This is a genomic window from Paracoccus haematequi (assembly GCF_900631945.1).
Lineage (GTDB): Bacteria > Pseudomonadota > Alphaproteobacteria > Rhodobacterales > Rhodobacteraceae > Paracoccus > Paracoccus haematequi_A.
In genome coordinates this window covers 227,943-250,169 of record NZ_UZWE01000029.1, presented here as the reverse complement: position 1 = coordinate 250,169, position 22,227 = coordinate 227,943, and the positions used below count along the sequence as shown (strand labels likewise).

The following is a 22,227-nucleotide window of genomic DNA, read 5'->3' as shown; positions in this document are numbered from 1 at the left end:
ATGCCGGTCTTCTATGGCACCGAAATCGACAGCTCGCTGATGCTGGGCACGGCGGGCTATCCCTCGCCCCGGATCCTGGCCGATGCCTTTGCGCGGTCGGGCGCGGGCATCGCCACCGTGTCCCTGCGGCGCGAGGCCGGGGGCGGGCAGGATTTCTGGGCGCTGATCCGATCGTTGGGGGTGGGTTTGCTGCCCAATACCGCCGGCTGCCACAGCGCACGCGAGGCCGTCACCACCGCGCAGATGGCCCGAGAGGTCTTTGCCACCGACTGGATCAAGCTGGAGGTGATCGGCCATGCCGACACGCTGCAACCCGATGTCTTCGAACTGGTCGAGGCCGCGCGGATCCTGGCCTCGGACGGCTTCAAGGTATTCCCCTATTGCACCGAGGATCTGACGGTCTGCGACCGGCTGCTGGCGGCGGGCTGTCAGGTGCTGATGCCCTGGGGCGCGCCCATCGGATCCGGGCTGGGGCTGAACAATCCGCACGGGCTGCGGGCATTGCGCGCGGCCTTTCCCGATGTGCCGCTGGTCGTCGATGCCGGGATCGGCCTGCCCAGCCACGCCGCGGCGGCGATGGAGATGGGCTATGACGCGATCCTGCTGAACAGCGCCGTGGCCCGCGCGGGCGATCCCGTGGCGATGGCCGCCGCCATGGCGGACGCCATCCGCGCCGGGCGCGCCGCCTGGTTGGCCGATCCGATGGAGCGGACGGACATGGCCATCCCCTCGACTCCGGTGATCGGGCGGGCCTTCCTGTGAGCCTGCCGCGTTTCTATCCGATCTTCGACAGCGCGGACTGGATCGCCCGCGCCCTGCCCTTGGGCGTGCGGCTGGTGCAGTTGCGCATCAAGGACCGCCCTGACGACGCCCTGCGGATCGAGATCGCCCGCGCCCGCGATCTGTGCCGCCGGCGGGGCGCGATCCTGGTCGTCAACGATCACTGGCGCCTGGCGATCGAACTGGGCTGCGATTTCCTGCATCTGGGGCAAGAGGATCTGGACGGGGCCGATCTGCCCGCCATCCGCGCGGCGGGGCTGCGGCTGGGCGTCTCGACCCATGACACGGCGGAACTGGATCGCGCCCTGGCCTGCAAGCCCGATTACGTGGCGCTCGGCCCGGTCTGGCCGACGATCCTGAAGCCGATGAAATGGCACCAGCAGGGGGTCGAGAAGCTGACCGAATGGAAGGCGCGGATCGGCGGCATCCCCCTTTGCGCCATCGGCGGGCTGACGCCGGACCGGGCGAGGCTGGCCTTCGCGGCGGGTGCGGATCTGGTGGCCGCCGTGACCGACATCACCCTGAACCCCGATCCTTCGGCGCGGATCCGCGAATGGCTGGAGACCGCCCCATGAGATATGCCCGCCAGACCGTCCTGCCCCAGATCGGCGACGCGGGCCAAGCCCGGCTGGCCGCCGCGCATGTGCTGGTGGTCGGCGCCGGCGCCCTGGGGATCCCAGTGCTGCACTATCTGACCGGCGCGGGCGTGGGCCGCATCACCCTGGTCGACCCCGACCGGGTCGAAACCTCGAACCTGCACCGCCAGCCGATCTATGGCCGCCATGTCGGCGAACCCAAGGCGCAGGCCGCGGCCCTGGAAATGGCCGTGCTGAACCCGGACACCGCCGTCGTTCCGGTGGTCGCGCGGCTGGATCCGGCCAACGCGCCCGATCTGGCGGCGCAGGCCGACCTGGTTCTGGACTGCGCCGACAGCTTTGCCGCAACCTATGCGCTGTCGGACGCCTGCCTTGCGGCCGGACGCCCGCTGATCGCCGCATCCGTGTTGCGGATCGAGGGTTTCGCCGGCGGCTTCTGCGGCGGCGCGCCCTCGGTCCGGGCGGTGTTTCCCGACCTGCCCTTGCAGGCGGGCAGTTGCGCGACGGCGGGCGTGATGGGGCCGATGGCGGGCCTGATCGGCGCGCTTCAGGCGCAGATGGCGATGGCGGTTCTGCTGGGGCTTGATCCCTCGCCCCTGGGCCAGGTGATCCGCTTCGACGGTCTGCGCCCGGCCAGTTTCCGCTTCGACGGCGCGCCCGAACCCAAGACCGGCCACCGCTTCATCGCCGCCAGCCAGATCCGCCCCGACGATCTGGCAATCGACCTGCGGGGCCCGGACGAGGCCCTGCTGCCCTTCGTGCCCCAGGCGCTGCGCCAGCCGGACACGCTGCGCCCGGCCCAGGGCCAGCGCGTCGTCTTCGCCTGCCGGTCCGGCCTGCGCGCCTGGGCCGCTGCCGACCGCCTGCGCCAGCATTGGCCGGGCGACATTGCCCTGATCGCCCTTGGAGACCCCGCATGAGAGCCCTTGCCCTGCCCCTCGCCCTGCTGGCCGCCAGCCCGGCCGCCGCCCAGGATCTGTCGCTGATGCTGGACTGGTTCGTGAATCCCGACCACGCCCCGATCATCGTCGCGCAGGAACTGGGCTTCTTCGCCGAAGCCGGGCTGACCGTGGACATCACCGCGCCCGCCGATCCCTCGGATCCGCCGCGGATGCTGGCCTCGGGCCAGGTGGACCTGGCGGTCGGATACCAGCCGCAACTGCATCTTCAGGTCCACGAGGGGCTGCCCCTGACCCGCATCGCCACCCTTGTCGCCACGCCGCTGAACTGCCTGACGGTGATTGCCGACGGGCCGGTGCAATCGGTCGCGGATCTGAAGGGCCGCAAGGTCGGCTATTCCGTGCCGGGGATGGAAACGGCGCTGATGGGTGCGATGCTGGACCGTGCGGGCCTGACGCTGGACGACGTGGAACTGGTCAATGTCGGCTGGTCGCTGTCGCCCGCGCTGATGACCGGCCAGGTGGACGCCACCCTGGGCGGCTTCCGCAATTTCGAGATGACCCAGATGCGGCTGGAAGGCGCCGAGGGCCGCTGCCTGTTCGTCGAGGAACAGGGCATCCCCGCCTATGACGAGCTGATCTTGCTGGCCAATCCCGAAACCATGGACCCGGACGCGACCGCCCGCTTCGTGGCCGCGATGGAACGGGGCGCGCATTACATCCTGAACCATCCCGACCAGGCCTGGCGGGTTTTCCGCGACGCCCATCCCGATCTGGACGACGAATTGAACCGCCAGGCCTGGGCCGCCACCCTGCCGCGTTTTTCCCAAAGCCCCGGCGCGGTCGATCACGGCCGCTATGCCCGGTTCGAGGCCTTCCTGCGCGACGCAGGCCTGATCGACGGGGTGCTGCCCGTCAGTGCGCTGGCGAGGGATCCGGGCGCATGAGCTATGGCCTGTGCTTTTCCCGCTGGCGGGCGGGCGCGCCGGATTGGGACGCCTATGTTCGCGCGCCCTTCGTCGCGGCCCTGGCCGATGGCAGCCTGCCGCGCGGGGCCTTCCTGACCTATCTGGCGCAGGATTACCTGTTCCTGATCCATTTCGCCCGCGCCTGGTCGCTGGCGGTCACCAAGGCCGGCTCCCTGGCCGAGATGCGCGCCTGTTCCGCCACCGTTCACGCCCTGCTGGAAACCGAGACGCGGCTGCATGTCGCGCTGTGCGGCCGGGCCGGGATCACCGAGGATGCCCTGGCTTCCGCCGTCGAGGCGCCGCAGAACCTGGCCTATACGCGCTATGTGCTCGAGGCGGGCTATAGCGGCGATTTCCTGGACCTTCTCGCTGCCCTGGCCCCCTGCGTCCTGGGCTATGGAGAGATCGGCGCGCGGCTTCTGGCCGAACCCCATGCACCCGATTACGCGGACTGGATTGCCACCTATGGCGGCGCCGGCTATCAGGCGCTGTGCCATGACACCGCCGCCCTGATCGACGGCGCGGTGCAGTGCCGCCTGGGGCTGGACGCCCCTTCGCTGCCCCGCTGGGTCCAGTTGCAGGGCCACTTCTCCACCGCGACCCGGCTGGAGGCGCAGTTCTGGACGGTGGCGGGGTGATCCGCTGCCTCATGGGCGTCCTGCTGGCCTGGCAGCTGGCTGTCTGGGCCTTCCAGATCCCGCGCTTCCTGCTGCCCGGACCGCTGGCCGTGGGCCGCGCCATGCTGGACGCCCCCGGTCTGCTGGCCCGCGCCGCCCTGACCACCCTGTCCGAGATCGCGGCGGGCTTTGTCATCGGCGCGGGGCTGGGGATCCTGCTGGCGCTGCTGACGGGGCTGCTGCCCGGCCTTCGCCGGACGCTGACGCCCGTGATGACCTTCAGCCAGACGGTCCCGATCTTCGCCTTCGCGCCCCTGCTGACGCTGTGGCTGGGCTATGGCGTCGCGCCCAAGATCGCGATTGTCGCGCTGATGGTGTTCTTTCCCGTCGCCTCGGCCTTTGGCGACGGGCTGGCACGCACCCCCAAGGTCTTTCGCGAACTGGCCGAGAGCATGGGCGCGACGCCGCTGGAATCTCTGCGGATCGTGCGCATTCCCGCCGCCTTGCCGGACCTGGCAAGCGGGCTGCGGATCGCCGCCGTCTATGCCCCGGCGGCGGCCATCGTCGGCGAATGGGTCGGCGGGTCGCGAGGCCTTGGCGCGGTGATGATCCAGGCCAGCGGCCGCATGAAGATCGACCAGACGTTCGCGGCCCTTGCCACCACGATCCTGATTGCCGTCCTGTTCAAGGCGGCCGTGTCACACCTGGCCCTGCGGCTGGAACAGCATACGGCAGGATCGGAAGCCGCCCGATGACCAAGACAACCGGGCATCATCGAAGCGTTTCCAGCCAGGATGTTCCGGCCGCTCTGATCAGCCGGACGCGGACAGGGGCGGAATGCCCAGGTCGGGATAGCGTGCAAGGATGGCCCGATAATCGTCCTGCATCTGCGCAATAAGCCATTCCCGCACCGCATCGACCACGGCCCGATCGGTATGGCGATTGCGCTGAATGATGCAGCATTCACGATCGGTAACGTGGCAGGGCGATTGCCTTTCGGCGACCAGCTGTCCTTCGCGCAGCCAATGGCTGATGACGTTCAGCCAGCCCCAGCAGACCCCCTGCCCCAGAAGCGCCGCCTGGACCACGATCGCATAGTCGCTGAACATCAGCGTCGTCGCCCTTTCCGCATCCAGGGGATCACCGACACCGGGCGGCTGGCCCGCCGAGAGACGGATGATCGTGCCCTCGTGCGGCGCATCGGCGACGGGATAGCTGCGCGCCCGAACCGGCAGCAGAACCTCGGGCATGATGGGAAAGACGCGATGGCCCGCGACAGGCCCCGAGACGAATCGCATCCCCAGATCGACATCGTTCACCGGCCCGGTAAGCGGTCCGGTGATCAACTGGAAACGCAGGTCGACCGAGGGGAAGGCCGCCTTGAACTGCGGCATGTGCGGCATCAGCCAATGGGTGGTGAAGGCCGTCGAAACCGATATCGTCACCACGTCCGCGTCGCGGCTGCGCGCCTCGATTTCGGTCAAGGTGTCGTCGATCAGATTCATGGCCCGGCTGGTCGATTCGAACAGCCTCTGGCCGTCTTCGGTCAGCGTGACGCCATTGCCGCTGCGGCGGAACAGCGTCGATCCGATATGCACCTCCAGCCGCTGCATCATGCGGCTGACGGCGGCAGGCGTCACATTCAACTCCTCGGCCGCACGAGAGAAATTCCTCAGCCTGCCCGCCGCTTCGAAAGCAAACAGCGCGTTCATGGACGGCAGGTGGCGTCGTGGACTGTTCATTACATAATGTAATACCAGTGACGATTTTTTTTCAATTGCCGCCAAGCGGGTTTTTTTGCAGGCTGTTTGAAACGGGGCGAATACAGCCCTGACAACCCAGACAGGAAGAACGCGGTCAACGATCATCGTCGCTTTACGATGGGATGCTTTTACATTCCAACAGAAGGTGGCCGGTCGTGCGCGTGGAACAAGGAGCCTCATGGACGCCTCTTCGCATCCGCACCAGGTCGGCGTGACGATCCGCAATGCCGTCAAGCGATACGGCAGCTTCAACGCGCTGAACGATGTCAGCCTCGACGTGGCGCCCGGCGAGTTCCTGTCGATCCTTGGCCCGTCCGGGTCGGGCAAGACCACGCTTCTGGGGCTGCTGGGCGGGTTCGTGCAACCCACCTCGGGCAGCATCCACCTTGGCGCGACCGACATCACCCACATGCCGCCGCACAAGCGCGACATCGGCATCGTGTTCCAGAACTATGCGCTGTTCCCGCACATGACCGTCGGGCAGAACATCACCTTCCCGCTGCGTGCCCGGCACATGCCAAAGGCCGACTGGCCCGCCCGGCTGGAAGCCGCGCTCGCCATGGTCGAACTTTCGGGCTATGCGGATCGGTCCATCGCGGCCTTGTCGGGCGGTCAGCGCCAGCGGGTCGCGCTGGCGCGCGCCATGATCTTCGAGCCGCGCCTGATCCTGATGGACGAACCGCTTTCGGCGCTGGACAAGCAGCTTCGCGAAACAATGCAGCTTGAACTGAAGGATCTGCACGCCAAGCTGGGCGCGACCATCATCTATGTCACCCATGACCAGCGTGAGGCGCTGACCATGTCGGACAGGATCGCGGTGATGAAGGACGGCAAGCTGGTCCAGGTCGACAGCCCCCGCACGTTGCACGATCGCCCTGCAAACGCATTTGTCGCCAGTTTCATCGGCGAGGCGATGCTGCTGCCGGTCGCACGACAGGATGCAGGGATACTGACCCTGTCCGGCAAGGCGCTGCGATCCGCCCATGCCATCCCGGCGGGCAAGGATCTGTTCCTGACCGTGCATTCCGAAAAGCTGACGCTGGCCGGACCCTCTACCGCGCCCGAGGCGAACCTGCTGCCCGGCACGGTCAGTTCCACCGTCTATCAAGGCGAAAGCGTGCGCATCTTCGTCACGCTGGATGGCGGCCACGCGGTCAGCCTGCGCCTGCCCTCGAACCATTCGGGCTGGCAGATCATGCCGGAACGCGGCCAGGCGGTGACGCTGGCGCTGCATCCCGACGACACCATCGTCGTGCCGCAAGCGGCCTGACACATAGTTTCACTGCAACTGACAGGACCAATGATATGAAACTCACCGATTTCAAGGTGCTGACCTTTGACGTCGTCGGCACGTTGATCGACTTCGAAACCGGCGTGCTCAACGCGATCCGCGAACTGGGCGGACCCAAGGCCGCCGCCGCCAGCGATTACGAGATCTTCGAGCCCTATCTGCGCGGTCGCGACAAGTTCTATGGCCGGTCGTCCTTTGCGTTCCGCGACGTGTACCTGTCGATCGCCGCCGAAACCGGCTACGACAGTTCCGAGGCGACGGCCAACGCCTTCCAGCTTTCGGTCCTGCGCTGGCCCGCCTTCGCGGATTCGGTCGAGGCGCTGGCCCGTCTGCGCAAGAACTTTCGTCTTGTCGCCATGACGAATGCCGACCGCACGGCCTTCACGGCCTATGAACATACGCTGGGTCGCCCCTTCCACGACGCCGTGACCTGCGACGAGACCGGCTATGCCAAGCCCGCGCCGGAATTCTTCGCCTACAACAAGGGGCGCCAGTCGGCCTTCGGCTTCAAGCAGTCGGAAATCCTGCATGTCGCGCAAAGCCAGCACCATGACATCGGCATCGCGCGTGAACTTGGCTACACGACCTGCTGGATCCAGCGTCGCGCGGGACAGGAAGGCTTCGGTGCCTCGCCCGTTCCCAAGGCCGTGACCACGCCGGATTACCACTTCACGACGTTGAAGGAACTGGCCGACGCCGTGGACGCGGAACTGGCAGCACAGCACGTCGGAAAGGCCGCCGCCTGATGAACGCGCTTCCCCCGCTGCCGCAGAGCCGGTCGTTGTGGCGAGACACGGCCGGGCCCGCGCCCGACGCGCAACCCCTGCGGGGCGATACGCAAGCCGATATCGCCATTGTCGGCGGGGGATATACAGGATTGTCCACGGCCCGTGCGCTTGCCGCGTTGGGCGTGGACGTCATCGTGCTGGAGGCCAACCGCATCGGCTGGGGGGCATCCGGGCGCAACGGCGGGGTCGTTTCGGGAAAGTTCCGGCTGGGCTTTGCCGAGATGGCCCGCCGGTGGGACATCGGCACCGCTCGGCGGATGCACGACATCGGCAACGAGGCCATCGCCAATATCGCCGCCCTGCTGTCCCATTACGGCATTGAGGCTGACTGGCGCGAAAGCGGATCGCTGCGTTGCGCCCACAGCCTGGCGACGCTGGACAGCTTGCGGGCGGAATGCGCCTGGCTGCGGGACAGCCTAGGCGATCATGCGGTGTCCATGCTGGACGCCGACGGAATGCGGGCCGAAACCGGGTCGGGCGATTTCCTGGGCGGGCTTCTGAACGAACATGGCGGCGTCATCCATCCGCTGAAATTCGTTCGAGGGCTGACGGCGGGCCTGCGCCGTGACGGGGTGCGGATCCATGACGAAAGCCCTGTCACCGCGATCGAGCGCACCAGGGACGGCCTGCGCCTGCTGACGCCGCAGGGGCAGGTCAGCGCCGGTCAGGCGGTGCTGGCGACAAACGGGTATTCCGACCTGACGCCCGCGACCGATCCGGTCCGCCGCCGGGTGGTGCCGTTCCGGTCGGCCATGATCGCCACCCAGCCGCTGACCGGCACACCGGGCGAGGGATTGCTGTCCCAGGGGCGCAGCTATACCGAGACCCGGCGCATGATGCGCTGGTTCCGCAAGTCCGGGAACCGGCTGCTGTATGGCGGGCGGGGCGCCTTCGGCAAGACCGACAGCGCGTCGGCCTTCGCGGCGCTGGAGCAGGCCATGCGAAAGCAGTTCCCGCAGCTTGACGGGATTCAGGTCACGCACCGCTGGTCGGGTCTTGTCGCGATGACGATGGACAGCCTGCCCCACATGGGTCGCCTGGACGACCGGATGGTCTATGCGATGGGCTACAACGGCACCGGGGTCGCACTGGCCAGCTATATGGGCCGCCATGTCGCGGCCCTGGCCACGGGCCAGCCCACGGATGCCGGGCTGATCGGGACGCTGCCGCTGAACCCGGTCCCCTTCTACCCCGCGCGAGAGGTGGGCGTCCGGCTGGTCGCAGGCTGGTACCAGTTCCTCGACGCGATCGGCAAGTGAACGACAACAACAACGAACAGACAGGAAGGTATGACGATGAAGACCATGTTCTCGACAACCGCGCTTTGCACCATGACCCTGTTCCTTGGGACAGCGGCCATGGCGCAGGAAATCACCTTCGTTTCGCAAGGGGGCGCCTATCAGGAGGCCCAGACCAAGGCGATCCTGGAACCGGCCAGCGAACTGACCGGCATCGCCGTCCGGCAGGACAGCTCGCCGGACGCATGGCCGCAACTCCGCACGCAGATCGAGACCGGAAAACCCATCTGGGACGTGATCGACACGCCCACCAAAGACTGCATCCGCGGCGGCGAACAAGGCATGATCGAGCCGCTGGACCTGTCCGTGATGCCCTCGGTCGCCGCCATGCCTGCGGAGCTGCGCGACGAATTCTCGGTCGCCTATGAGTTCTATTCCAGCGTCCTGGCCTACAGCACCGAAGCCTTCGGCGACGGCGAGGCGCCACAGTCCTGGGCGGATTTCTGGGATGTCGAGAAATTCCCCGGCACCCGTGCGTTGCGCAACCATCCGCTTGCCACGCTGGAAGCCGCGCTGATGGCCGATGGGGTCGCGCCCGCCGACATGTATCCGCTGGACGTGGACCGCGCCTTCGCCAAGCTTGAGGAGATCAAGCCCCACATCACCGTCTGGTGGACATCGGGCGCGCAGTCGGCCCAGCTTCTGGCGGATGGCGAGGTGGATATGACCATGGCCTGGAACGGACGCGTCAGCGCCGTGATGGACGAAGGCGCCCCGGTCGATTTCACCTACAACCAGGGGATCCTTCAATATACCTCGCTTTGCGTGCTGAAGGGCGCGCCGAACCTTGCCGACGCGATGAAGTTCATCGAAGCCGCCATGTCGCCCGAGATCCAGGCGAACTTCCCCGAATACATCGACTATGGGCCGGGCAACCCGGCCGCCTATGACACCGGCAAGATCAGCCCCGAGCGCGCGGCAGAGCTGCCGAACTCGCCCCAGAACGCGCCGCTTCAGGTTCTGAACTCGGCCGCGTGGTGGAGCTCGCCCGAGGGCGAGGCCGCGCAGGAACGCTGGGCCTCCTTTGTCCAGCAGTGATGCCGCAGGGGGCCGTGCGATGGTGCGGCCCCGACGCCCCGTTCCAGCCGCCGACGGACCCATGACCCACACACTGACCCCCGAGGAGCGCCGCGAACGCCGCCTGATCCTTGCGCTGCTGACGCCGGCGCTGGCCGTCGTCGGCGTGCTGCTGATCGCGCCGCTGATCTGGATGGGCTGGCAGTCCTTCCAGGGACCGGACGGCTTCTCGCTGATGCATTATCAGCGTTTCCTGACGGACAGCGTCTATCTGTCGTCGTTCATCCAGACCTTCCGCATCGCCTTCGTGGTCACTCTGGCCGCGCTGTTGATCGGCTATCCAATCGCCTATGTCGCGGCAAAATCCGAAGGCATCTGGCCCCCGATCATCCTGGGGATGGTCCTGGTGCCCTTCTGGACCAGCGTGCTGGTGCGGGCCTATGCCTGGCTGATCCTGCTGCAACGGCGCGGCATCGTGAACAGCGCGCTGCAAGACCTGGGGCTGATCGACCGGCCGCTGCTGCTGGTCAACAACGAATTCGGCACCACGATGGCGACATTGCACATCCTGCTGCCGTTCATGGTCCTGCCCCTTTACGCCGCCATGAAGAAGATCCCCGCCGAGCTGGAAACCGCCGGCGCCAGCCTGGGCGGCAACGGGTGGCTGGTGTTCCGCAGCATCTACCTGCCCCTGTCGTTGCCCGGCGTGATTGCCGGATCGGTGCTGGTCTTCGTGCTGACCCTGGGCTTCTATATCACGCCCGAACTGCTGGGGGGCGGGCGAACCTTCCTGGTCTCGATGCTCGTGTCCCGCAACATCGAGCTTTACAACGAATGGGGCGCGGCCTCGTCCATCTCGGTCGTGCTGCTGCTGGTCGTCTTCGCGATCTTCCGGCTGGCCAGCATGCTGATCCCGTTCGAGCGCATCATGGGGACGAAGTAAGCCATGCAGAACCAGACCGGATCGCCCCTTCTCGTCCGCGCCTTCGTGCTGATCGCCCTTTTGTGGCTGATCATCCCGGTGCTGATCGTCATTCCGATGTCGTTTTCCAGCGCCCGGTTCCTGGCATTTCCGCCGCCCGGCTGGTCGCTACGCTGGTATCAGGCCTTCCTGGGCAGCCCGGAATGGATGGCCGCCGCGCGCACCAGCCTGATCGTGGCCGTGGCCGCGTCGTTGATCGCGACGGTGATCGGCACCGCTGCCGCCTATGCCCTGAACATGTCCCAGTCAAAGCTTGTCCGCAGCCTGCAGGTCGTGCTGCTGCTGCCCTTGGTCGTGCCGGTGGTGATAACGGCCGTCGGCGTCTTTCTGGTCTATGCCAAGGTCGGACTGATCGCCACGATGACCGGGCTTGTGCTGGCGAACGTGATGCTGGGCATGCCCTATGTCATCACCTCGGTTCTTGTGGGCCTGCGAAAGTTCGACCCGACACAGGAAATGGTTGCCCGCAGCCTTGGCATGAACCGCTGGCGCGCGTTCTTTACGGTTGTTCTGCCGCAGATCCGGCCATCGGTCGTCACCGGCACGTTGTTCGCCTTCATCTCGGCGCTGGATGAGACGATCGTGGCGCTGTTCATCTCGGGCGGCGAGAACCAGACCCTGACCAAGCGCATGTTCACCGCCCTGCGGGACGAGATCGACCCGACCATCGCCGCCATTTCGACCTTGCTTACCGGCGTGTCTTTCATCCTGGTCCTGCTGGTCGCCGCCAACGCACGGACGCGCAAATGAAGACCGACATCCTGATCCTTGGCGGAGGATCCGCAGGCTGCGTGATGGCCGCGCGGCTTTCCGAGCAGCCCGGCCTGACCGTCACGCTGGTCGAGGCAGGTCGCGACCTGTTGCCCGATGTCCCGCCCGAGATCGCCTCGCGCTATCCGGGCCGCGCCTATCTGGACGGGCGCAACATCTAGCAGGGATTGCAGGCGCGATACGGCGAAGGCCCCCCGCGCCGTTATGAACAGGCGCGCATCCTGGGCGGCGGCTCTGCGATCAACGCGCTGCTGTCGAACCGGGGGTCGCCTGCGGATTACGACGAATGGGCGGCGCTTGGGGCGGCGGGCTGGGCTTGGGACGATGTGCTGCCCTGGTTCCGCCGGATCGAGACAGACCGCGATTTCGACGGTCCCCTGCATGGCAAGGACGGTCCGCTGAAGATCCGGCGGCCGGACGCCGCCGCCCTGTCGCCCTTCGTCGCACGGGTAAGAGAGGTGCTGGCCGGGCAAGGCCATCCGGTCCGCGCCGACCAGAACGGCGAATGGCTGGACGGCACCTTTCCCAGTGCGGTCGGTCAATCGGATGCGGGGACAAGGCAGCCCACTTCGCTGACCTGGCTGACGGCTGCCGTCCGCGCACGGCCGAACCTTCGCATCCTGACGGGCCATCAGGCGATGCGCCTGATCCTTGACGGGCGGCGCGTGACGGGGGCGGACATCGCGGGCCCGTCCGGTGCGGTCCAGCGCATCGCGGCGGCGCGCACGGTCCTGTCGATGGGCGCGATCCACAGCCCCGCCATGCTGCTTCGGTCGGGCATCGGGCCGGCCGGCGGCCTGCGCGCCGCCGGAATCGCGCCGGTCCATGATCTTCCAGGCGTCGGCGCGAACCTGATGGAACATCCCTCGATCGCCATCGGTGCCTATCTGCCCCCCGCCCTGCGGGTGCGCGACGAAGACGAGCATCATGAACAGGGGGTGTGGCGGTGGTCCTCGGGTCTGCCGGGAATCCCCGCGGGGGACATGCACGGATCGATCCTGTCGCGGTCGGGCTGGCATTCGGTCGGCCGGCGGATCGGTTCGATCTTCTTCTGGGTCAACAAATCCTATTCGCGCGGGCGTGTCACACTGACCCACCCGAACGACGCGCCCCGGATCGATTTCGCCATGCTGTCCGATCGCCGCGATCTGGACCGACTCAAGCAGGCGCTGCGCATGGGCGCGGCCGCGCTGACCGACCCGCGCCTTTCGGATTGCGGGCCTGTCTTTCCGACCAGCTATACGCCCCGCGTGGCGCGCGTGGCTGCGCCCGGACGCTGGAACGCGATCCAGCGCGGCACCTTGTCGGCGGCTCTGGATGCGGCGGGTCCGCTGCGCGCGGCGCTGATCCACGGCCTGGTCACGCAAGGCGTGACGCTGCGCGCGCTGCTGGCGGACGATGCGGCGCTGGAAGCCTTCGTCCAGGCCAATGTCGGTGGGACGTGGCACGCCTCGGGCACCTGCCGAATGGGCGCGGGCGGCGATCTCTGGGCGGGCACGGGACCGGATGGCGCGGTTCGCGGCGTGACCGGGTTAAGTATCGCCGATGCTTCGGTCATGCCGTCCATCCCTTGCGCCAATACCAACCTGCCGACAATCATGGTCGCTGAACGCATTGCGGCGATGATCGCATCCGCCCTGCGGCAGGCCGAAGGATCAGGGGACATGCCGTCTGAACGATGCTGAATCACCAGGGGAGAGCGCGGCCGTCATGGACAGGCCATCGCCACCCACAAGATTGCCCTTGCCCAATGGCGCATGGGCCCGCGAAGGAAACATGATGACCTGTCTGAAAAAGATCGACCACGATCCTGCCTCGCCGCCCGAAAGCAGCAAGGCGTTGCCCGGCCGCCTGATCGCGGGCGATCCGTCCTATCTGACCTGGGCCTTGGATCGATCGCGCGAAGGGGCAACCGACGGTCCTGTCCGAACCGGCATATGGGAAGCCACGCCGGGCGAGACGGTATCGATCAAGGGCGACAGCTTCGAATTCTGCCATATCCTGTCGGGCAGGATCGAACTGACCGAGGATGGCCAGGCCCCCGTGACCTTCCGGGGCGGCGACAGCTTCATCATGAAGCCAGGCTTCAGGGGCGTGTGGAAGACCCTTGAAACCGTGCGCAAGATCTATGTCATCGTCGGATAGCGCCGCGCCCGTCTTCCTGCTGCTGTCCACCCCGGATCGAGCCAGGGCCTTCGCCCGTGCCTTTGCCGAACACCTGCCAGGCATCCGGCTGGCGACCGATCCCGGCGCCGTGGATCCCGCGCAAGTGCGTTATCTGATGGCATGGGAATTCCCGGACGATATCGCGGCGCGCTGGCCTCATCTTGATCTGATCTTCTCGACCGGGGCCGGCATCGACCAGCTTCTGAGCCGCAGGCTGCCAGCCGGGGCGCGCCTTGTCCGCATGATCGAGCCTGGCAACACCGCGATGGTTCGCGACTATGTGGTGATGGCGGTGCTTGCCTTGCATCGCGATCTGCACGGCTACCGCCGACAGCAAGCGCAAGAGGTCTGGCAGGCGCGGCAGATCCTCTGGCCCGACCAGCGGCGCGTCGGCATCATGGGCCTGGGCGAACTGGGCCGGGCCTCGCTCGCCGCCCTGCATCCCTTCGGCTTCCAGCTCGCGGGCTGGAGCCGCTCGCCCAAGGACATCGAGGGGGTAGAGTGCCATCACGGGCCGGATGGGCTGCGCCCCTTCCTGTCGCGGACCGACATTCTTGTCTGCTTGCTGCCCCTTACCCCAGACACGCGCGGCATCCTGAACGACGACCTGTTCGCCGCCCTTCCGCCTGCGGCCTGTCTGGTGCAGGTCGGACGGGGCGGCCATCTGGATCAGGCGGCCCTGCTGCGGGCCTTGGATGCAGGGCGGCTTTCGGCGGCGTTCCTGGATGTGACCGATCCAGAGCCGCTGCCACCCGGCGATCCGCTCTGGCATCATCCCGGCATCACCATCACCCCCCATGTCGCAGGCCATACCCGCGCCGAAACCTCGGCCATGGCGACGGTGGCGAACTTGCGGCGCTTTCTGACCGGAAAGCCCCTGGACGGCATGGTCGATCCCCGTCGCGGTTACTGAGGCCCTACCCCGCCACCTTTGCCAGGGCCTTGTCGATGGCGTCGGTGATGCGGTCGATGTCGTCCTGGGTGGCGATCAGGGCGGGGGACAGGCACAGGGTGTTGTTCAGCCCCGGCAAGCTGCGGTTGGTGGCGCCGATGATCACGCCCTGGGCCAGGCACTCGGCCACCACCGCCTGGACGCGCTTCTCGTCCAGAGGCTCCTTCGTGGCCCGGTCGGCCACAAGCTCGGCCCCGCAGAACAGCCCCTTGCCGCGCACATCGCCGATCGCCGGATGCTTCTCTTGCAGCGCGCGCAGGTTTTCCAGCACGCGGTCTCCCATCGCCACGGTGTTTTCCAGCAGGCTCTCGTCCTCGATGATGCGCATGTTCTCCAGCGCCGCCACCGGACCCGCCGTGCAGCCGCCGAAGGTCGAGATGTCGCGGAAATAGCCCATCGGGTCGGACGCGTCGTCTTTGAACATCTCGAACACCGCCTCGGTCGTGACCGTGCAGCTGATCGCCGCATAGCCCGAGGCCACCCCCTTGGCCATGGTCACGATGTCGGGCTGGACCCCGTAATGCTGGTAGCCGAACCAGGTGCCGGTGCGGCCCAGGCCGCAGACCACCTCGTCGACGATAAGAAGAACGCCGTGCCTGCGGCAGATCTCCTGAACGCGCGGCCAATAGCCCTCGGGCGGCACGATCACGCCGCCGCCCGCGGTGATCGGCTCCAGCACGATGGCGCCCACGGTGTCGGGGCCTTCGCGCAGGATCGCCTCCTCGATGGCATCCGCCGCGCGTTCGCCATAGTTCGAAACGTCCCATTGCGCGCGGTATTCCAGGCAATGCGGCACCCGCACGAAGCCGTCGGGATAGGGACCATACTGCGCCGCCCGCTGGTCCTGGCCGGATGTCGCCAGCGTGCCGATGGTGGTGCCGTGATAGTCGCGGTCGCGATAGAGGATCTTCCATTTCCGCCCGCCATGCTGGCGCGCGGCGATCTGGCGGACCATCTTGTAGGCCTTCTCATTGGCCTCGGACCCCGAGTTCGAGTAATAGACGCGGGCCATCCCCGGCATCTTCTGGATGAGCTTCTCGGCGAACAGCGCCGCCGGGACATTGCCCGCCGCGCCCGCGTAGTAGTTCAGCTTCACCAACTGGTCGCGGATCGCATCGGCGATGGAGGTGCGCCCGTAGCCGACGTTGACGGTCCACACGCCGCCCGACACCCCGTCCAGGTATTCCCGCCCGGTCGTGTCCCACAGCCGCATCCCCTTGCCCTCGACGAACACCCGAGGATCGGCCGTCTCATAGGGCTTGTGCTGGCTCAGGTGGTGCCAGACATGCGCACGGTCGGCGGCAACAACGTGGGAAAGGTCGTTCTGGTTCAGGTCAAGGGACATCGGGAAGGCTCCTGAAGGGTCGCGCAGGCAGACCTGAACGACGGAACTGTGGCGGCATGTGCCGGATTGTCGCCAGGCTGTAGCACCCATGCAACGGTGATTTTATGGATAAACCAGGTTGTTGATTTTGCTGTAATCGCCCAAGCTCCGCTTCGGATAGGAAGCACAAGAGCAATGGCCAGAGATCACGACGACAAGGAAGACCGGCTGGTCGCGATGCGGCTGCGAATCGTGCGAAAGTCGAAAGGGCTGTCGCAACGCGAACTTGCACGACGCGCGGGTGTCGGCAGCGGCACCATCTCGCAGATCGAGTCGATGTCGCTGAAGCCTTCCGTGTCCGTTCTCAAGCGGATCCTGGATGGGGTGCCCATGGACCTTGCCACGTTCTTCAGCTTCGAACTGACCATGGATCAGGACCGGGTGTTTCGCCGCGGCGAGCATGTGAACATCGGTGCGCCGGGCATCAAATATCTTCTGCTTGCGGCACAGCGCCCCGGACGAAACATTCAGATGCTGCACGAATATTACGAGCCGTCCACCAGTTCCGGCCGGCATGTCCTGTCCCACGCCGGAGAGGAATGCGGCATCGTCATCAGCGGCACGCTGGAGGTGACGATCGGCGACGAGGTTCATGTCCTGAACGCAGGGGATGGTTACTATTTCAGCAGTTCGCTTCCCCACCGGTTCCGAAACACCGGAACCTCTGTCTGCGAGGTCGTCAGCGCCTGCACGCCGCCCAGTTTTTAGATCGCGCTCGCAACAGCGGCGCAAACTGCAAGACATGCCGCGGTCAGTCGATCACCGCTCCTGGGTTCATCAGCCCTTGTGGATCCAACGCCCGCTTGATCGCCCGCATGACCGCCAGTTCCGCCGGATCGCGGCAGGCCGCCAGCCAGTCGCGCTTGATCCGGCCGACCCCGTGCTCGGCCGTGACGCTGCCACGGTAGGCGCGGACCACATCATAGACCGCTTCGGAAATCAGCCTTGCCGCCTTGTCGGATCCGTCATGGGCGACCAGCAAGTGCACGTTTCCGTCCCTCAGGTGGCCGACCTTGATCACCCGACCCGCCTGGGGCAAGAGGATCAGCGCCGCATCGCAGGCCGCGCAGAAGCGGCCAAGATGGCAGAGCGAAACCGACAGATCAAAGCTGATATGCGGACCCATGGGGGCATCGACATCGCCCACGGCTTCGCGCAAGGCCCAGAGCCTTCGCTCATCCTCTTGTGAGCGTGCAAGAATGCCGTCCTGGACCAGGCCGCGTTCCAACAATTCGCCCAGCCAATCGTCGAAGCCGTCCAGCTGCGCCGCATCGCGTCCCCGCAGTTCCACAAGCACGCAAAAACCCCGCTGGCCGGGAAACGGATCGCTTGCCAAACGCCAGGTCCGGCATATGGCATCCATGTAGTCCGGCCACATGCCCTCAAAGGCGCTGAGCCGTTCGCCGAAGCGGATACGGGCCTGTGCAAGGCATTCCAGCGCAGCCGCATGATCCTCCACCATAAGCAGCGCCACTGCCGAGAGAGGTTCATGCGGGCAGAGCCGAAGCATGATCCTGGTTATGATGCCAAGCGTGCCCTCTGAGCCGATGAAGGGCTGGCAGAGATCGTAGCCTGCGTTGTCCTTGGCCAGACCACCCATGCGCGACAGGATCGTGCCATCTGCCAGCACGACTTCCAGGCCGATCACGTGGCGGCGTGTCATGCCATGGCGCAGGACGCGGATGCCCCCTGCATTGGTCGCCACAGTGCCGCCGATGCTGGCGGTGCCGCGGGCGCCAATATCGACAGGGTAATCCAGCCCCTGCCTCTGGGCCTCTTCCTGGATCTGTTGCAGGGGCGTCCCGGCCCAGGCAGTCAGCGTCATGGCATCGCGGTCCAGAGCAACGACCCCCCGCATCCGCTCGACCGAGATCACGACCGAACCCGCCGGGGGAACCGCGCCCGCCGACAATCCGGTTCGGCCGCCCTGAGGCACCATGGCAAGACCCGCCGCCGCGCAGATGGCAACGGCTTCTGCGGTCTGTTCGGTCGAAGCGGGGCGCAGCACCGCCAAGGGACGGTCTGCGCCAGGGCCCGCTGCATCCGCCGCATAGCGGACCAAGTCCGCCGCATCGCGCAGCACCCCTGCCTTTCCCAGCAACGTTTCCAGTAACGAGATGGCTTGGCCAGTCATCGTGTTCCTGTCAGCTTGCACCGCACCCTGCCCCGCTTATGATGACCACGTTATTGGAACGAGACGTGAAAGGCTTTCCATGGTCGCAAGCTCGGTTCTTGCCCGCATGTCCGGCCTGCGTCATTTCGTCGAGGTCGCCCAACAGAAGTCCTTTCGTGCCGCCGCCGATCGCCTGAACATCGCCCCCTCTGCCGTCAGCAAGCAGATCCGCAACCTCGAAGAGCATCTGGGGGTCGAACTGTTCCTGCGCGACCGGGGTCGTGCGGGGCTGGAACTGACCGAGGCAGGCCAGATCCTTCTTTACCGCTGTGCATCCGTGATGAACGAACTGGCGATCGCACGGGACGAGATGAACGAACTGAAAGGCTTGCAGCGCGGGCACCTGCGGCTTGGCGTGAACGAGGTCATCGCCTCGGACCTTTTGCCGGGAATTCTGCGCGACCTGCATCGGAACTTTCCGCATCTGCAATATACGATCATCGTCGAGAACACCCCCGCGATCGTGAAGCGCCTGCATGAAGGCGACGTCGATATCGGCTTGGGCTACAACTTCCCGTCCTCTCCCGATCTGGAGGTTCTGGCCGTCCTGCATCGCAATACCTATCTGATTACCGGGCTCGACCACCCGCTTGCCCAGCGGCGGAAGGTTCGTCTGGAAGAGATTGCGGGCGAGAAGTTCATCCTTCCCGACAGTTCGGTGTCGCTGCACCACCTGATCCAGGATGCCCTTGTCCGCGCCAGAGTGGACGTGCGCGTGATCATGCACACGAACTCTTTCACGCTTCTGCGGCAGATGGTGCAGGAGGGCCTGGGTGTCAGCATGGTCATCGGACGTTTTCTGCAAACCAAACGCGAGCAACTGGCCTTCATCGGCGTGGACAGCCCCGGCTTTACCCACAAGCCGCTGTCCTGCTGCCGGGCGGCGGGGCGCACGCCCACCAGTTCCTCGATCGCCTTTGCGGCCTCGATCAAGGCGCTGTTTGCGCAGTACGGGGGCGAAACGCTTCAACGCGGCGACAGGGGTGAGCGGTTGTAGTTCTTGCAGATCAGATAGCGCGCCGGACTGCGCCCCAGGGCACCGAACCATTGCGGCACATGCGGCCCCATCCAGATCGCGTCGCCCGCAGTGACGGGATACCAGTCCCGATCCAACCTGTAGACCCCGCCGCCGTCGAGCATCAGCAGGCCATGTTCCATGAAATGCGTCTCGACATAGGCCAGCGAGGCGCCTGGCTGAAAGTTCATGATGTTGAACTCGAAGTCGAAGCTGGAATCCTCGGGCAGCATCTTCTGCACGACCAAACGATCGTCACCGCGCAGCGGTCGGCCCGCGATCTTCTTCAGGCTGCCATGAACAGGGTTCGGCAAGGGTCCGCGCGGCAGGAACCGCCATTCGAAGACAACCGCTTTCGCTCCTGCCGTAAAGTGCAGACCGCCACCCAGGCCAGGCGGCTGAAAGCAAAAGTCCTCGGGCGACAGGACCGTGCCGTCGGTCAGGCGGGCATGGCCCTCGAGACAGAACAGGAAGCGCGCGATGCCCTTGGCGGGGGGTTGGGCCTCGCAAGCCTCCGCGCAACGCACGATCCCCATGGCCAGCTGCGCCCCCAGATCGGGCGAGATCAGCCAGGCCAGCTCCGCGCCAGGCCAATCCGGCTGTGTGATCCATTCATGGCTTTCCGGTGTCAGCAATGCGTGGCGCGGCTTGATGTCGGATCGGGTCGCACCGAATGCAGCCAGGTGGTTCATGGTCATGTCCCTGCATCGGGCGCATGGCCCGCAAAATGTAAGATCAGCCCTCGCAACAGCGCGGCGCGGCGTCCCAGCGGTCCGACAAGCACATGTTCGTTGGGCGAATGCCAGTCACCCCCAATGGCGCCCAAGCCGTCAAGCGTTGGAATCCCCGCCGCAGACGTGAAGTTGCCGTCGCTTCCCCCGCCCGAGCGTGTCTCCAGCAGCGGCAGGCCAAGGCCCGCATTGATCTGTTGCGCGGTCCGGAACATCGCAATCGTGCCGCTGCTCCGGGCCAGGCAGGGCTTCTCGATTTCCCCGGATACCGTGACCCAGACATCGCCGTCATGCGGCCGATAAGCCATGATCGCCGCCTCGACCCGCTGCCCATCAGCATCGTCGGCAAAGCGCACGTCGATGTCGCAACTGGCGCGACCGGCAACGACATTGGGTTCGGTCCCACCGGAAATTCGGCCTATGTTGACGGTCGTGCCCCGGTCCAGATCGGTCATGGCGTCAAGGACCAGAACGGCCCGTGCCAGTTCGGAGACAGCGCTTCGCCCATCCTGGAAGGCCGAGCCGGCATGCGCCTCGCGTCCCGTAAAATCCAGGCGGTACTTTGCGCGCCCCTTGCGGAAGGTGATCGCCTCGTCGCCGCGAGCGGGTTCGGGGATCAGGGCCGCGCCGTGGCGCCGCGCCTCTTCCGCGATCAGCATCGAGGATGTGGGCGATCCGATTTCCTCGTCGCTGTTCCAGATCATCGTGACCGGCCCCGGCAGCGGCAGGCCTTCACGGACAAGACTGGCAATGGCCGCCAAGGCCAGGAAGCCGCCCCCCTTCATGTCGGCGATCCCTGGGCCATACTGACGATCCCCCTCGCGCCGGATTGCCACCGCGCCGGGCGGGCAGACGGTGTCGATATGGCTGGTCACAAGCACCCCCGGTCCCGGTCCACCCGCAAAGCGCGCAATCAGGTGCTCGCCCATACCCTCGCGGGCCGGAATGCGTTCGAGCCGAGGTCCAAGGGGGCGCAGGTCGGTCTCGATCAGGTCGATCAGGCGGGCGATGCCCTCGATGTCTCCGGTGGGGGTGTCGATCTCGACCCAACGCATCAGGCCGTTCAGAAGTGTTTCGCTGTCAAATCCTGTCATTTCTCAACTCAGACTGTCGGCATAGTCGCGCCAGATCGAGGGTTCCAGATTCAACTGGCTTTCCGACGGATAGTGCTGCTGCCAGTGCGCCGCGATCTCGGTTCCTGTGGCTGCCCAGACACCGGGGTGTTCCATGGCCTCGGTCAGGAAGCTGGCCAGATTGTCCAGCCGATGCGCCCAGCCGGACCGTGCGGGCGAGACGCACAGGTTGAAGTATCGTCCGCGCCGATACTGGGCACCGAACTCGGCGTGCCAGTTGCGCAGCAGCGCGTCCGGTCGCTCCAGTCCCGTGCCTTCTCGCGGAAACATCAGGAAGAACGTGTCATCGAAGTGGTAATAATAGGGCAAGGCCAGAAGGCTCTGGCCACGGCTGGCATCGGTCACCCACCAATAGGGCGCATCGTCGGCCATACCGTTGCCATAATAGGTATAGCCCGCCTGGCGCAGCAGCCGGACTGTGTCATCCGTTACTGTTCCGGTGGCGAAGGCATCGTCGGGACGTGGCAGGGCAAACCAGCCTTTCGGTGCGGCACTGGTGATGCGCGTCAGGATTTCCGTCGCCTTGCCGATAAGCGCGGCTTCCTGACCGGGCTGCATCAAGGACGGATCCTCGCCGATCAGGCCCTGTGCGGCGATCTCGTGGCCAGCCTCGGCGACCTGCCGGATGCGCGGCGCGAAGGCCTCGGCGACCAGGGCGGGGACGGCGAATGTGGCGCGAATGTTCAGACGGGCAAACAGGCTCAGGAACGCATCCAGCCCCTCGTGCATCCCGAAATGCCATGTCGGATAGGCCAGATCCTTTTTCGTGATCCCCTTGCCCGCTGCGGCGGGGTTCAGGTTGACGGTCAGACCCAAGGCCATCTGCTGACCAAGGGGCCAGCTGATTTCGTGGTCGCGAATCCCCACCTCATCGCTGGTGGTATAGTTGTCCTTCCAAGGCAT

At 66.1% G+C, this 22,227-nt stretch carries 24 protein-coding genes; 18 read left to right on the top strand and 6 right to left on the bottom strand.

All coding sequences use genetic code 11. The features are described 5' to 3' along the window. The 6 genes from PARHAE_RS09840 to PARHAE_RS09815 are packed head-to-tail and all read left to right on the top strand — an operon-like array spanning position 1 to position 4,615. Positions 1-762, top strand: a complete 762-nt coding sequence (locus tag PARHAE_RS09840) for a thiazole synthase (protein ID WP_126154428.1) — start codon at positions 1-3, stop codon at positions 760-762. After that, positions 759-1,355: a thiamine phosphate synthase gene (locus PARHAE_RS09835; RefSeq protein ID WP_126154427.1), complete on the top strand. Its 597-nt coding sequence runs from the start codon at positions 759-761 to the stop codon at positions 1,353-1,355. Before PARHAE_RS09840 ends, PARHAE_RS09835 begins: the two co-directional genes overlap by 4 nt. Next, positions 1,352-2,296 carry a HesA/MoeB/ThiF family protein gene (locus tag PARHAE_RS09830; RefSeq protein ID WP_241232755.1) on the top strand — a complete coding sequence of 315 codons (945 nt, stop codon included), beginning with the start codon at positions 1,352-1,354 and terminating at the stop codon, positions 2,294-2,296. Before PARHAE_RS09835 ends, PARHAE_RS09830 begins: the two co-directional genes overlap by 4 nt. Beyond that, on the top strand, positions 2,293-3,222 hold the full coding sequence (locus PARHAE_RS09825) for an ABC transporter substrate-binding protein (protein WP_126154425.1): 930 nt from the start codon (positions 2,293-2,295) through the stop codon (positions 3,220-3,222). The genes PARHAE_RS09830 and PARHAE_RS09825 overlap by 4 nt, the downstream gene beginning before the upstream one ends. Next, positions 3,219-3,881 (top strand): TenA family protein, encoded by a 663-nt coding sequence (locus PARHAE_RS09820; RefSeq protein ID WP_126154424.1) that lies wholly within the window; start codon positions 3,219-3,221, stop codon positions 3,879-3,881. Before PARHAE_RS09825 ends, PARHAE_RS09820 begins: the two co-directional genes overlap by 4 nt. Beyond that, positions 3,878-4,615 (top strand): ABC transporter permease, encoded by a 738-nt coding sequence (locus tag PARHAE_RS09815; RefSeq protein ID WP_241232754.1) that lies wholly within the window; start codon positions 3,878-3,880, stop codon positions 4,613-4,615. The genes PARHAE_RS09820 and PARHAE_RS09815 overlap by 4 nt, the downstream gene beginning before the upstream one ends. A 57-nt stretch (positions 4,616-4,672) precedes the next feature. Here the strand turns inward: PARHAE_RS09815 and PARHAE_RS09810 are convergent, their stop codons facing one another. Then, positions 4,673-5,602: a LysR family transcriptional regulator gene (locus tag PARHAE_RS09810; RefSeq protein WP_126154423.1), complete on the bottom strand. Its 930-nt coding sequence runs from the start codon at positions 5,600-5,602 to the stop codon at positions 4,673-4,675. A gap of 199 nt (positions 5,603-5,801) precedes the next feature. On the opposite strand from PARHAE_RS09810, the gene PARHAE_RS09805 reads away from it, so the two are divergent. The 10 genes from PARHAE_RS09805 to PARHAE_RS09765 all read left to right on the top strand — a co-directional run bounded on the left by PARHAE_RS09805 (position 5,802) and on the right by PARHAE_RS09765 (position 14,849). Continuing rightward, complete coding sequence (locus PARHAE_RS09805) at positions 5,802-6,893, top strand: ABC transporter ATP-binding protein (protein WP_126154422.1); 1,092 nt, start codon at positions 5,802-5,804, stop codon at positions 6,891-6,893. Between the two features lie 35 nt (positions 6,894-6,928). Further along, a complete protein-coding gene (locus tag PARHAE_RS09800; RefSeq protein ID WP_126154421.1) occupies positions 6,929-7,660 on the top strand; it encodes an HAD-IA family hydrolase in 732 nt (243 codons plus the stop codon). Further along, positions 7,660-8,961 carry an NAD(P)/FAD-dependent oxidoreductase gene (locus tag PARHAE_RS09795; protein ID WP_126154420.1) on the top strand — a complete coding sequence of 434 codons (1,302 nt, stop codon included), beginning with the start codon at positions 7,660-7,662 and terminating at the stop codon, positions 8,959-8,961. The genes PARHAE_RS09800 and PARHAE_RS09795 overlap by 1 nt, the downstream gene beginning before the upstream one ends. Before the next feature lie 72 nt (positions 8,962-9,033). After that, complete coding sequence (locus tag PARHAE_RS09790) at positions 9,034-10,038, top strand: ABC transporter substrate-binding protein (RefSeq protein ID WP_241232753.1); 1,005 nt, start codon at positions 9,034-9,036, stop codon at positions 10,036-10,038. A gap of 61 nt (positions 10,039-10,099) precedes the next feature. Beyond that, on the top strand, positions 10,100-10,960 hold the full coding sequence (locus PARHAE_RS09785) for an ABC transporter permease (RefSeq protein WP_206436917.1): 861 nt from the start codon (positions 10,100-10,102) through the stop codon (positions 10,958-10,960). Between the two features lie 3 nt (positions 10,961-10,963). Then, on the top strand, positions 10,964-11,749 hold the full coding sequence (locus tag PARHAE_RS09780; RefSeq protein ID WP_126154417.1) for an ABC transporter permease: 786 nt from the start codon (positions 10,964-10,966) through the stop codon (positions 11,747-11,749). After that, positions 11,746-11,931 (top strand): lycopene cyclase family protein, encoded by a 186-nt coding sequence (locus PARHAE_RS21990; RefSeq protein ID WP_206436916.1) that lies wholly within the window; start codon positions 11,746-11,748, stop codon positions 11,929-11,931. Before PARHAE_RS09780 ends, PARHAE_RS21990 begins: the two co-directional genes overlap by 4 nt. Positions 11,932-11,937: 6 nt before the next feature. Continuing rightward, the gene (locus tag PARHAE_RS21985; RefSeq protein WP_206436915.1) at positions 11,938-13,455 is read left to right on the top strand and encodes a GMC family oxidoreductase; all 1,518 of its coding nucleotides are present in this window, start codon (positions 11,938-11,940) and stop codon (positions 13,453-13,455) included. 94 nt (positions 13,456-13,549) lie between these two features. Further along, complete coding sequence (locus tag PARHAE_RS09770) at positions 13,550-13,915, top strand: cupin domain-containing protein (RefSeq protein ID WP_126154416.1); 366 nt, start codon at positions 13,550-13,552, stop codon at positions 13,913-13,915. Continuing rightward, positions 13,899-14,849, top strand: a complete 951-nt coding sequence (locus PARHAE_RS09765; protein WP_126154415.1) for a 2-hydroxyacid dehydrogenase — start codon at positions 13,899-13,901, stop codon at positions 14,847-14,849. Before PARHAE_RS09770 ends, PARHAE_RS09765 begins: the two co-directional genes overlap by 17 nt. Before the next feature lie 4 nt (positions 14,850-14,853). Here the strand turns inward: PARHAE_RS09765 and tpa are convergent, their stop codons facing one another. Beyond that, positions 14,854-16,233 (bottom strand): hypotaurine--pyruvate aminotransferase Tpa, encoded by a 1,380-nt coding sequence (tpa, locus tag PARHAE_RS09760; protein ID WP_126154414.1) that lies wholly within the window; start codon positions 16,231-16,233, stop codon positions 14,854-14,856. A 174-nt stretch (positions 16,234-16,407) separates the two neighbouring features. Between tpa and PARHAE_RS09755 the strand changes: the two genes are divergently transcribed. After that, entirely contained in the window at positions 16,408-16,980 is a 573-nt protein-coding gene (locus PARHAE_RS09755; RefSeq protein ID WP_206436914.1) for a cupin domain-containing protein, read from the top strand. A 43-nt stretch (positions 16,981-17,023) separates the two neighbouring features. Here PARHAE_RS09755 and PARHAE_RS09750 read toward each other — a convergent pair whose 3' ends face one another. Further along, positions 17,024-18,406 (bottom strand): FAD-binding oxidoreductase, encoded by a 1,383-nt coding sequence (locus tag PARHAE_RS09750; protein ID WP_126154413.1) that lies wholly within the window; start codon positions 18,404-18,406, stop codon positions 17,024-17,026. 79 nt (positions 18,407-18,485) lie between these two features. Here PARHAE_RS09750 and PARHAE_RS09745 point away from each other — a divergent pair, with 79 nt between their 5' ends. After that, positions 18,486-19,442, top strand: a complete 957-nt coding sequence (locus tag PARHAE_RS09745) for a LysR family transcriptional regulator (RefSeq protein ID WP_126154412.1) — start codon at positions 18,486-18,488, stop codon at positions 19,440-19,442. On the opposite strand, the gene allE is transcribed toward PARHAE_RS09745, so the two are convergent. Genes allE through PARHAE_RS09730 form a run of 3 tightly spaced genes read right to left on the bottom strand, consistent with a single transcriptional unit; the run spans position 19,412 to position 22,227 of the window. Continuing rightward, positions 19,412-20,152 (bottom strand): (S)-ureidoglycine aminohydrolase, encoded by a 741-nt coding sequence (gene allE, locus PARHAE_RS09740; RefSeq protein WP_126154411.1) that lies wholly within the window; start codon positions 20,150-20,152, stop codon positions 19,412-19,414. The two genes, PARHAE_RS09745 and allE, sit on opposite strands and share 31 nt — an antisense overlap. A gap of 2 nt (positions 20,153-20,154) precedes the next feature. Then, entirely contained in the window at positions 20,155-21,285 is a 1,131-nt protein-coding gene (locus tag PARHAE_RS09735; protein WP_126154410.1) for a M20 family metallopeptidase, read from the bottom strand. Between the two features lie 3 nt (positions 21,286-21,288). Then, positions 21,289-22,227 carry a polysaccharide deacetylase family protein gene (locus PARHAE_RS09730; protein WP_126154409.1) on the bottom strand — a complete coding sequence of 313 codons (939 nt, stop codon included), beginning with the start codon at positions 22,225-22,227 and terminating at the stop codon, positions 21,289-21,291.

Coding starts and splice junctions, on each gene's coding strand:
- PARHAE_RS09825 (WP_126154425.1), top strand. CDS start 2,293: ATGAGAGCCCTTGCCCTGCCCCTCGCCCTGCTGGCCGCCAGCCCGGCC.
- PARHAE_RS09735 (WP_126154410.1), bottom strand. CDS start 21,285: ATGACAGGATTTGACAGCGAAACACTTCTGAACGGCCTGATGCGTTGG.
- PARHAE_RS09820 (WP_126154424.1), top strand. CDS start 3,219: ATGAGCTATGGCCTGTGCTTTTCCCGCTGGCGGGCGGGCGCGCCGGAT.
- PARHAE_RS09805 (WP_126154422.1), top strand. CDS start 5,802: ATGGACGCCTCTTCGCATCCGCACCAGGTCGGCGTGACGATCCGCAAT.
- PARHAE_RS09810 (WP_126154423.1), bottom strand. CDS start 5,602: ATGAACAGTCCACGACGCCACCTGCCGTCCATGAACGCGCTGTTTGCT.
- allE (WP_126154411.1), bottom strand. CDS start 20,152: ATGAACCACCTGGCTGCATTCGGTGCGACCCGATCCGACATCAAGCCG.
- PARHAE_RS09730 (WP_126154409.1), bottom strand. CDS start 22,227: ATGCCTTGGAAGGACAACTATACCACCAGCGATGAGGTGGGGATTCGC.
- PARHAE_RS09800 (WP_126154421.1), top strand. CDS start 6,929: ATGAAACTCACCGATTTCAAGGTGCTGACCTTTGACGTCGTCGGCACG.
- PARHAE_RS09780 (WP_126154417.1), top strand. CDS start 10,964: ATGCAGAACCAGACCGGATCGCCCCTTCTCGTCCGCGCCTTCGTGCTG.
- tpa (WP_126154414.1), bottom strand. CDS start 16,233: ATGTCCCTTGACCTGAACCAGAACGACCTTTCCCACGTTGTTGCCGCC.
- PARHAE_RS09785 (WP_206436917.1), top strand. CDS start 10,100: ATGACCCACACACTGACCCCCGAGGAGCGCCGCGAACGCCGCCTGATC.
- PARHAE_RS21990 (WP_206436916.1), top strand. CDS start 11,746: ATGAAGACCGACATCCTGATCCTTGGCGGAGGATCCGCAGGCTGCGTG.
- PARHAE_RS09765 (WP_126154415.1), top strand. CDS start 13,899: ATGTCATCGTCGGATAGCGCCGCGCCCGTCTTCCTGCTGCTGTCCACC.
- PARHAE_RS09750 (WP_126154413.1), bottom strand. CDS start 18,406: ATGACTGGCCAAGCCATCTCGTTACTGGAAACGTTGCTGGGAAAGGCA.
- PARHAE_RS09770 (WP_126154416.1), top strand. CDS start 13,550: ATGACCTGTCTGAAAAAGATCGACCACGATCCTGCCTCGCCGCCCGAA.
- PARHAE_RS09795 (WP_126154420.1), top strand. CDS start 7,660: ATGAACGCGCTTCCCCCGCTGCCGCAGAGCCGGTCGTTGTGGCGAGAC.
- PARHAE_RS09840 (WP_126154428.1), top strand. CDS start 1: ATGCCGGTCTTCTATGGCACCGAAATCGACAGCTCGCTGATGCTGGGC.
- PARHAE_RS09830 (WP_241232755.1), top strand. CDS start 1,352: ATGAGATATGCCCGCCAGACCGTCCTGCCCCAGATCGGCGACGCGGGC.
- PARHAE_RS09745 (WP_126154412.1), top strand. CDS start 18,486: ATGGTCGCAAGCTCGGTTCTTGCCCGCATGTCCGGCCTGCGTCATTTC.
- PARHAE_RS09790 (WP_241232753.1), top strand. CDS start 9,034: ATGACCCTGTTCCTTGGGACAGCGGCCATGGCGCAGGAAATCACCTTC.
- PARHAE_RS09755 (WP_206436914.1), top strand. CDS start 16,408: ATGGCCAGAGATCACGACGACAAGGAAGACCGGCTGGTCGCGATGCGG.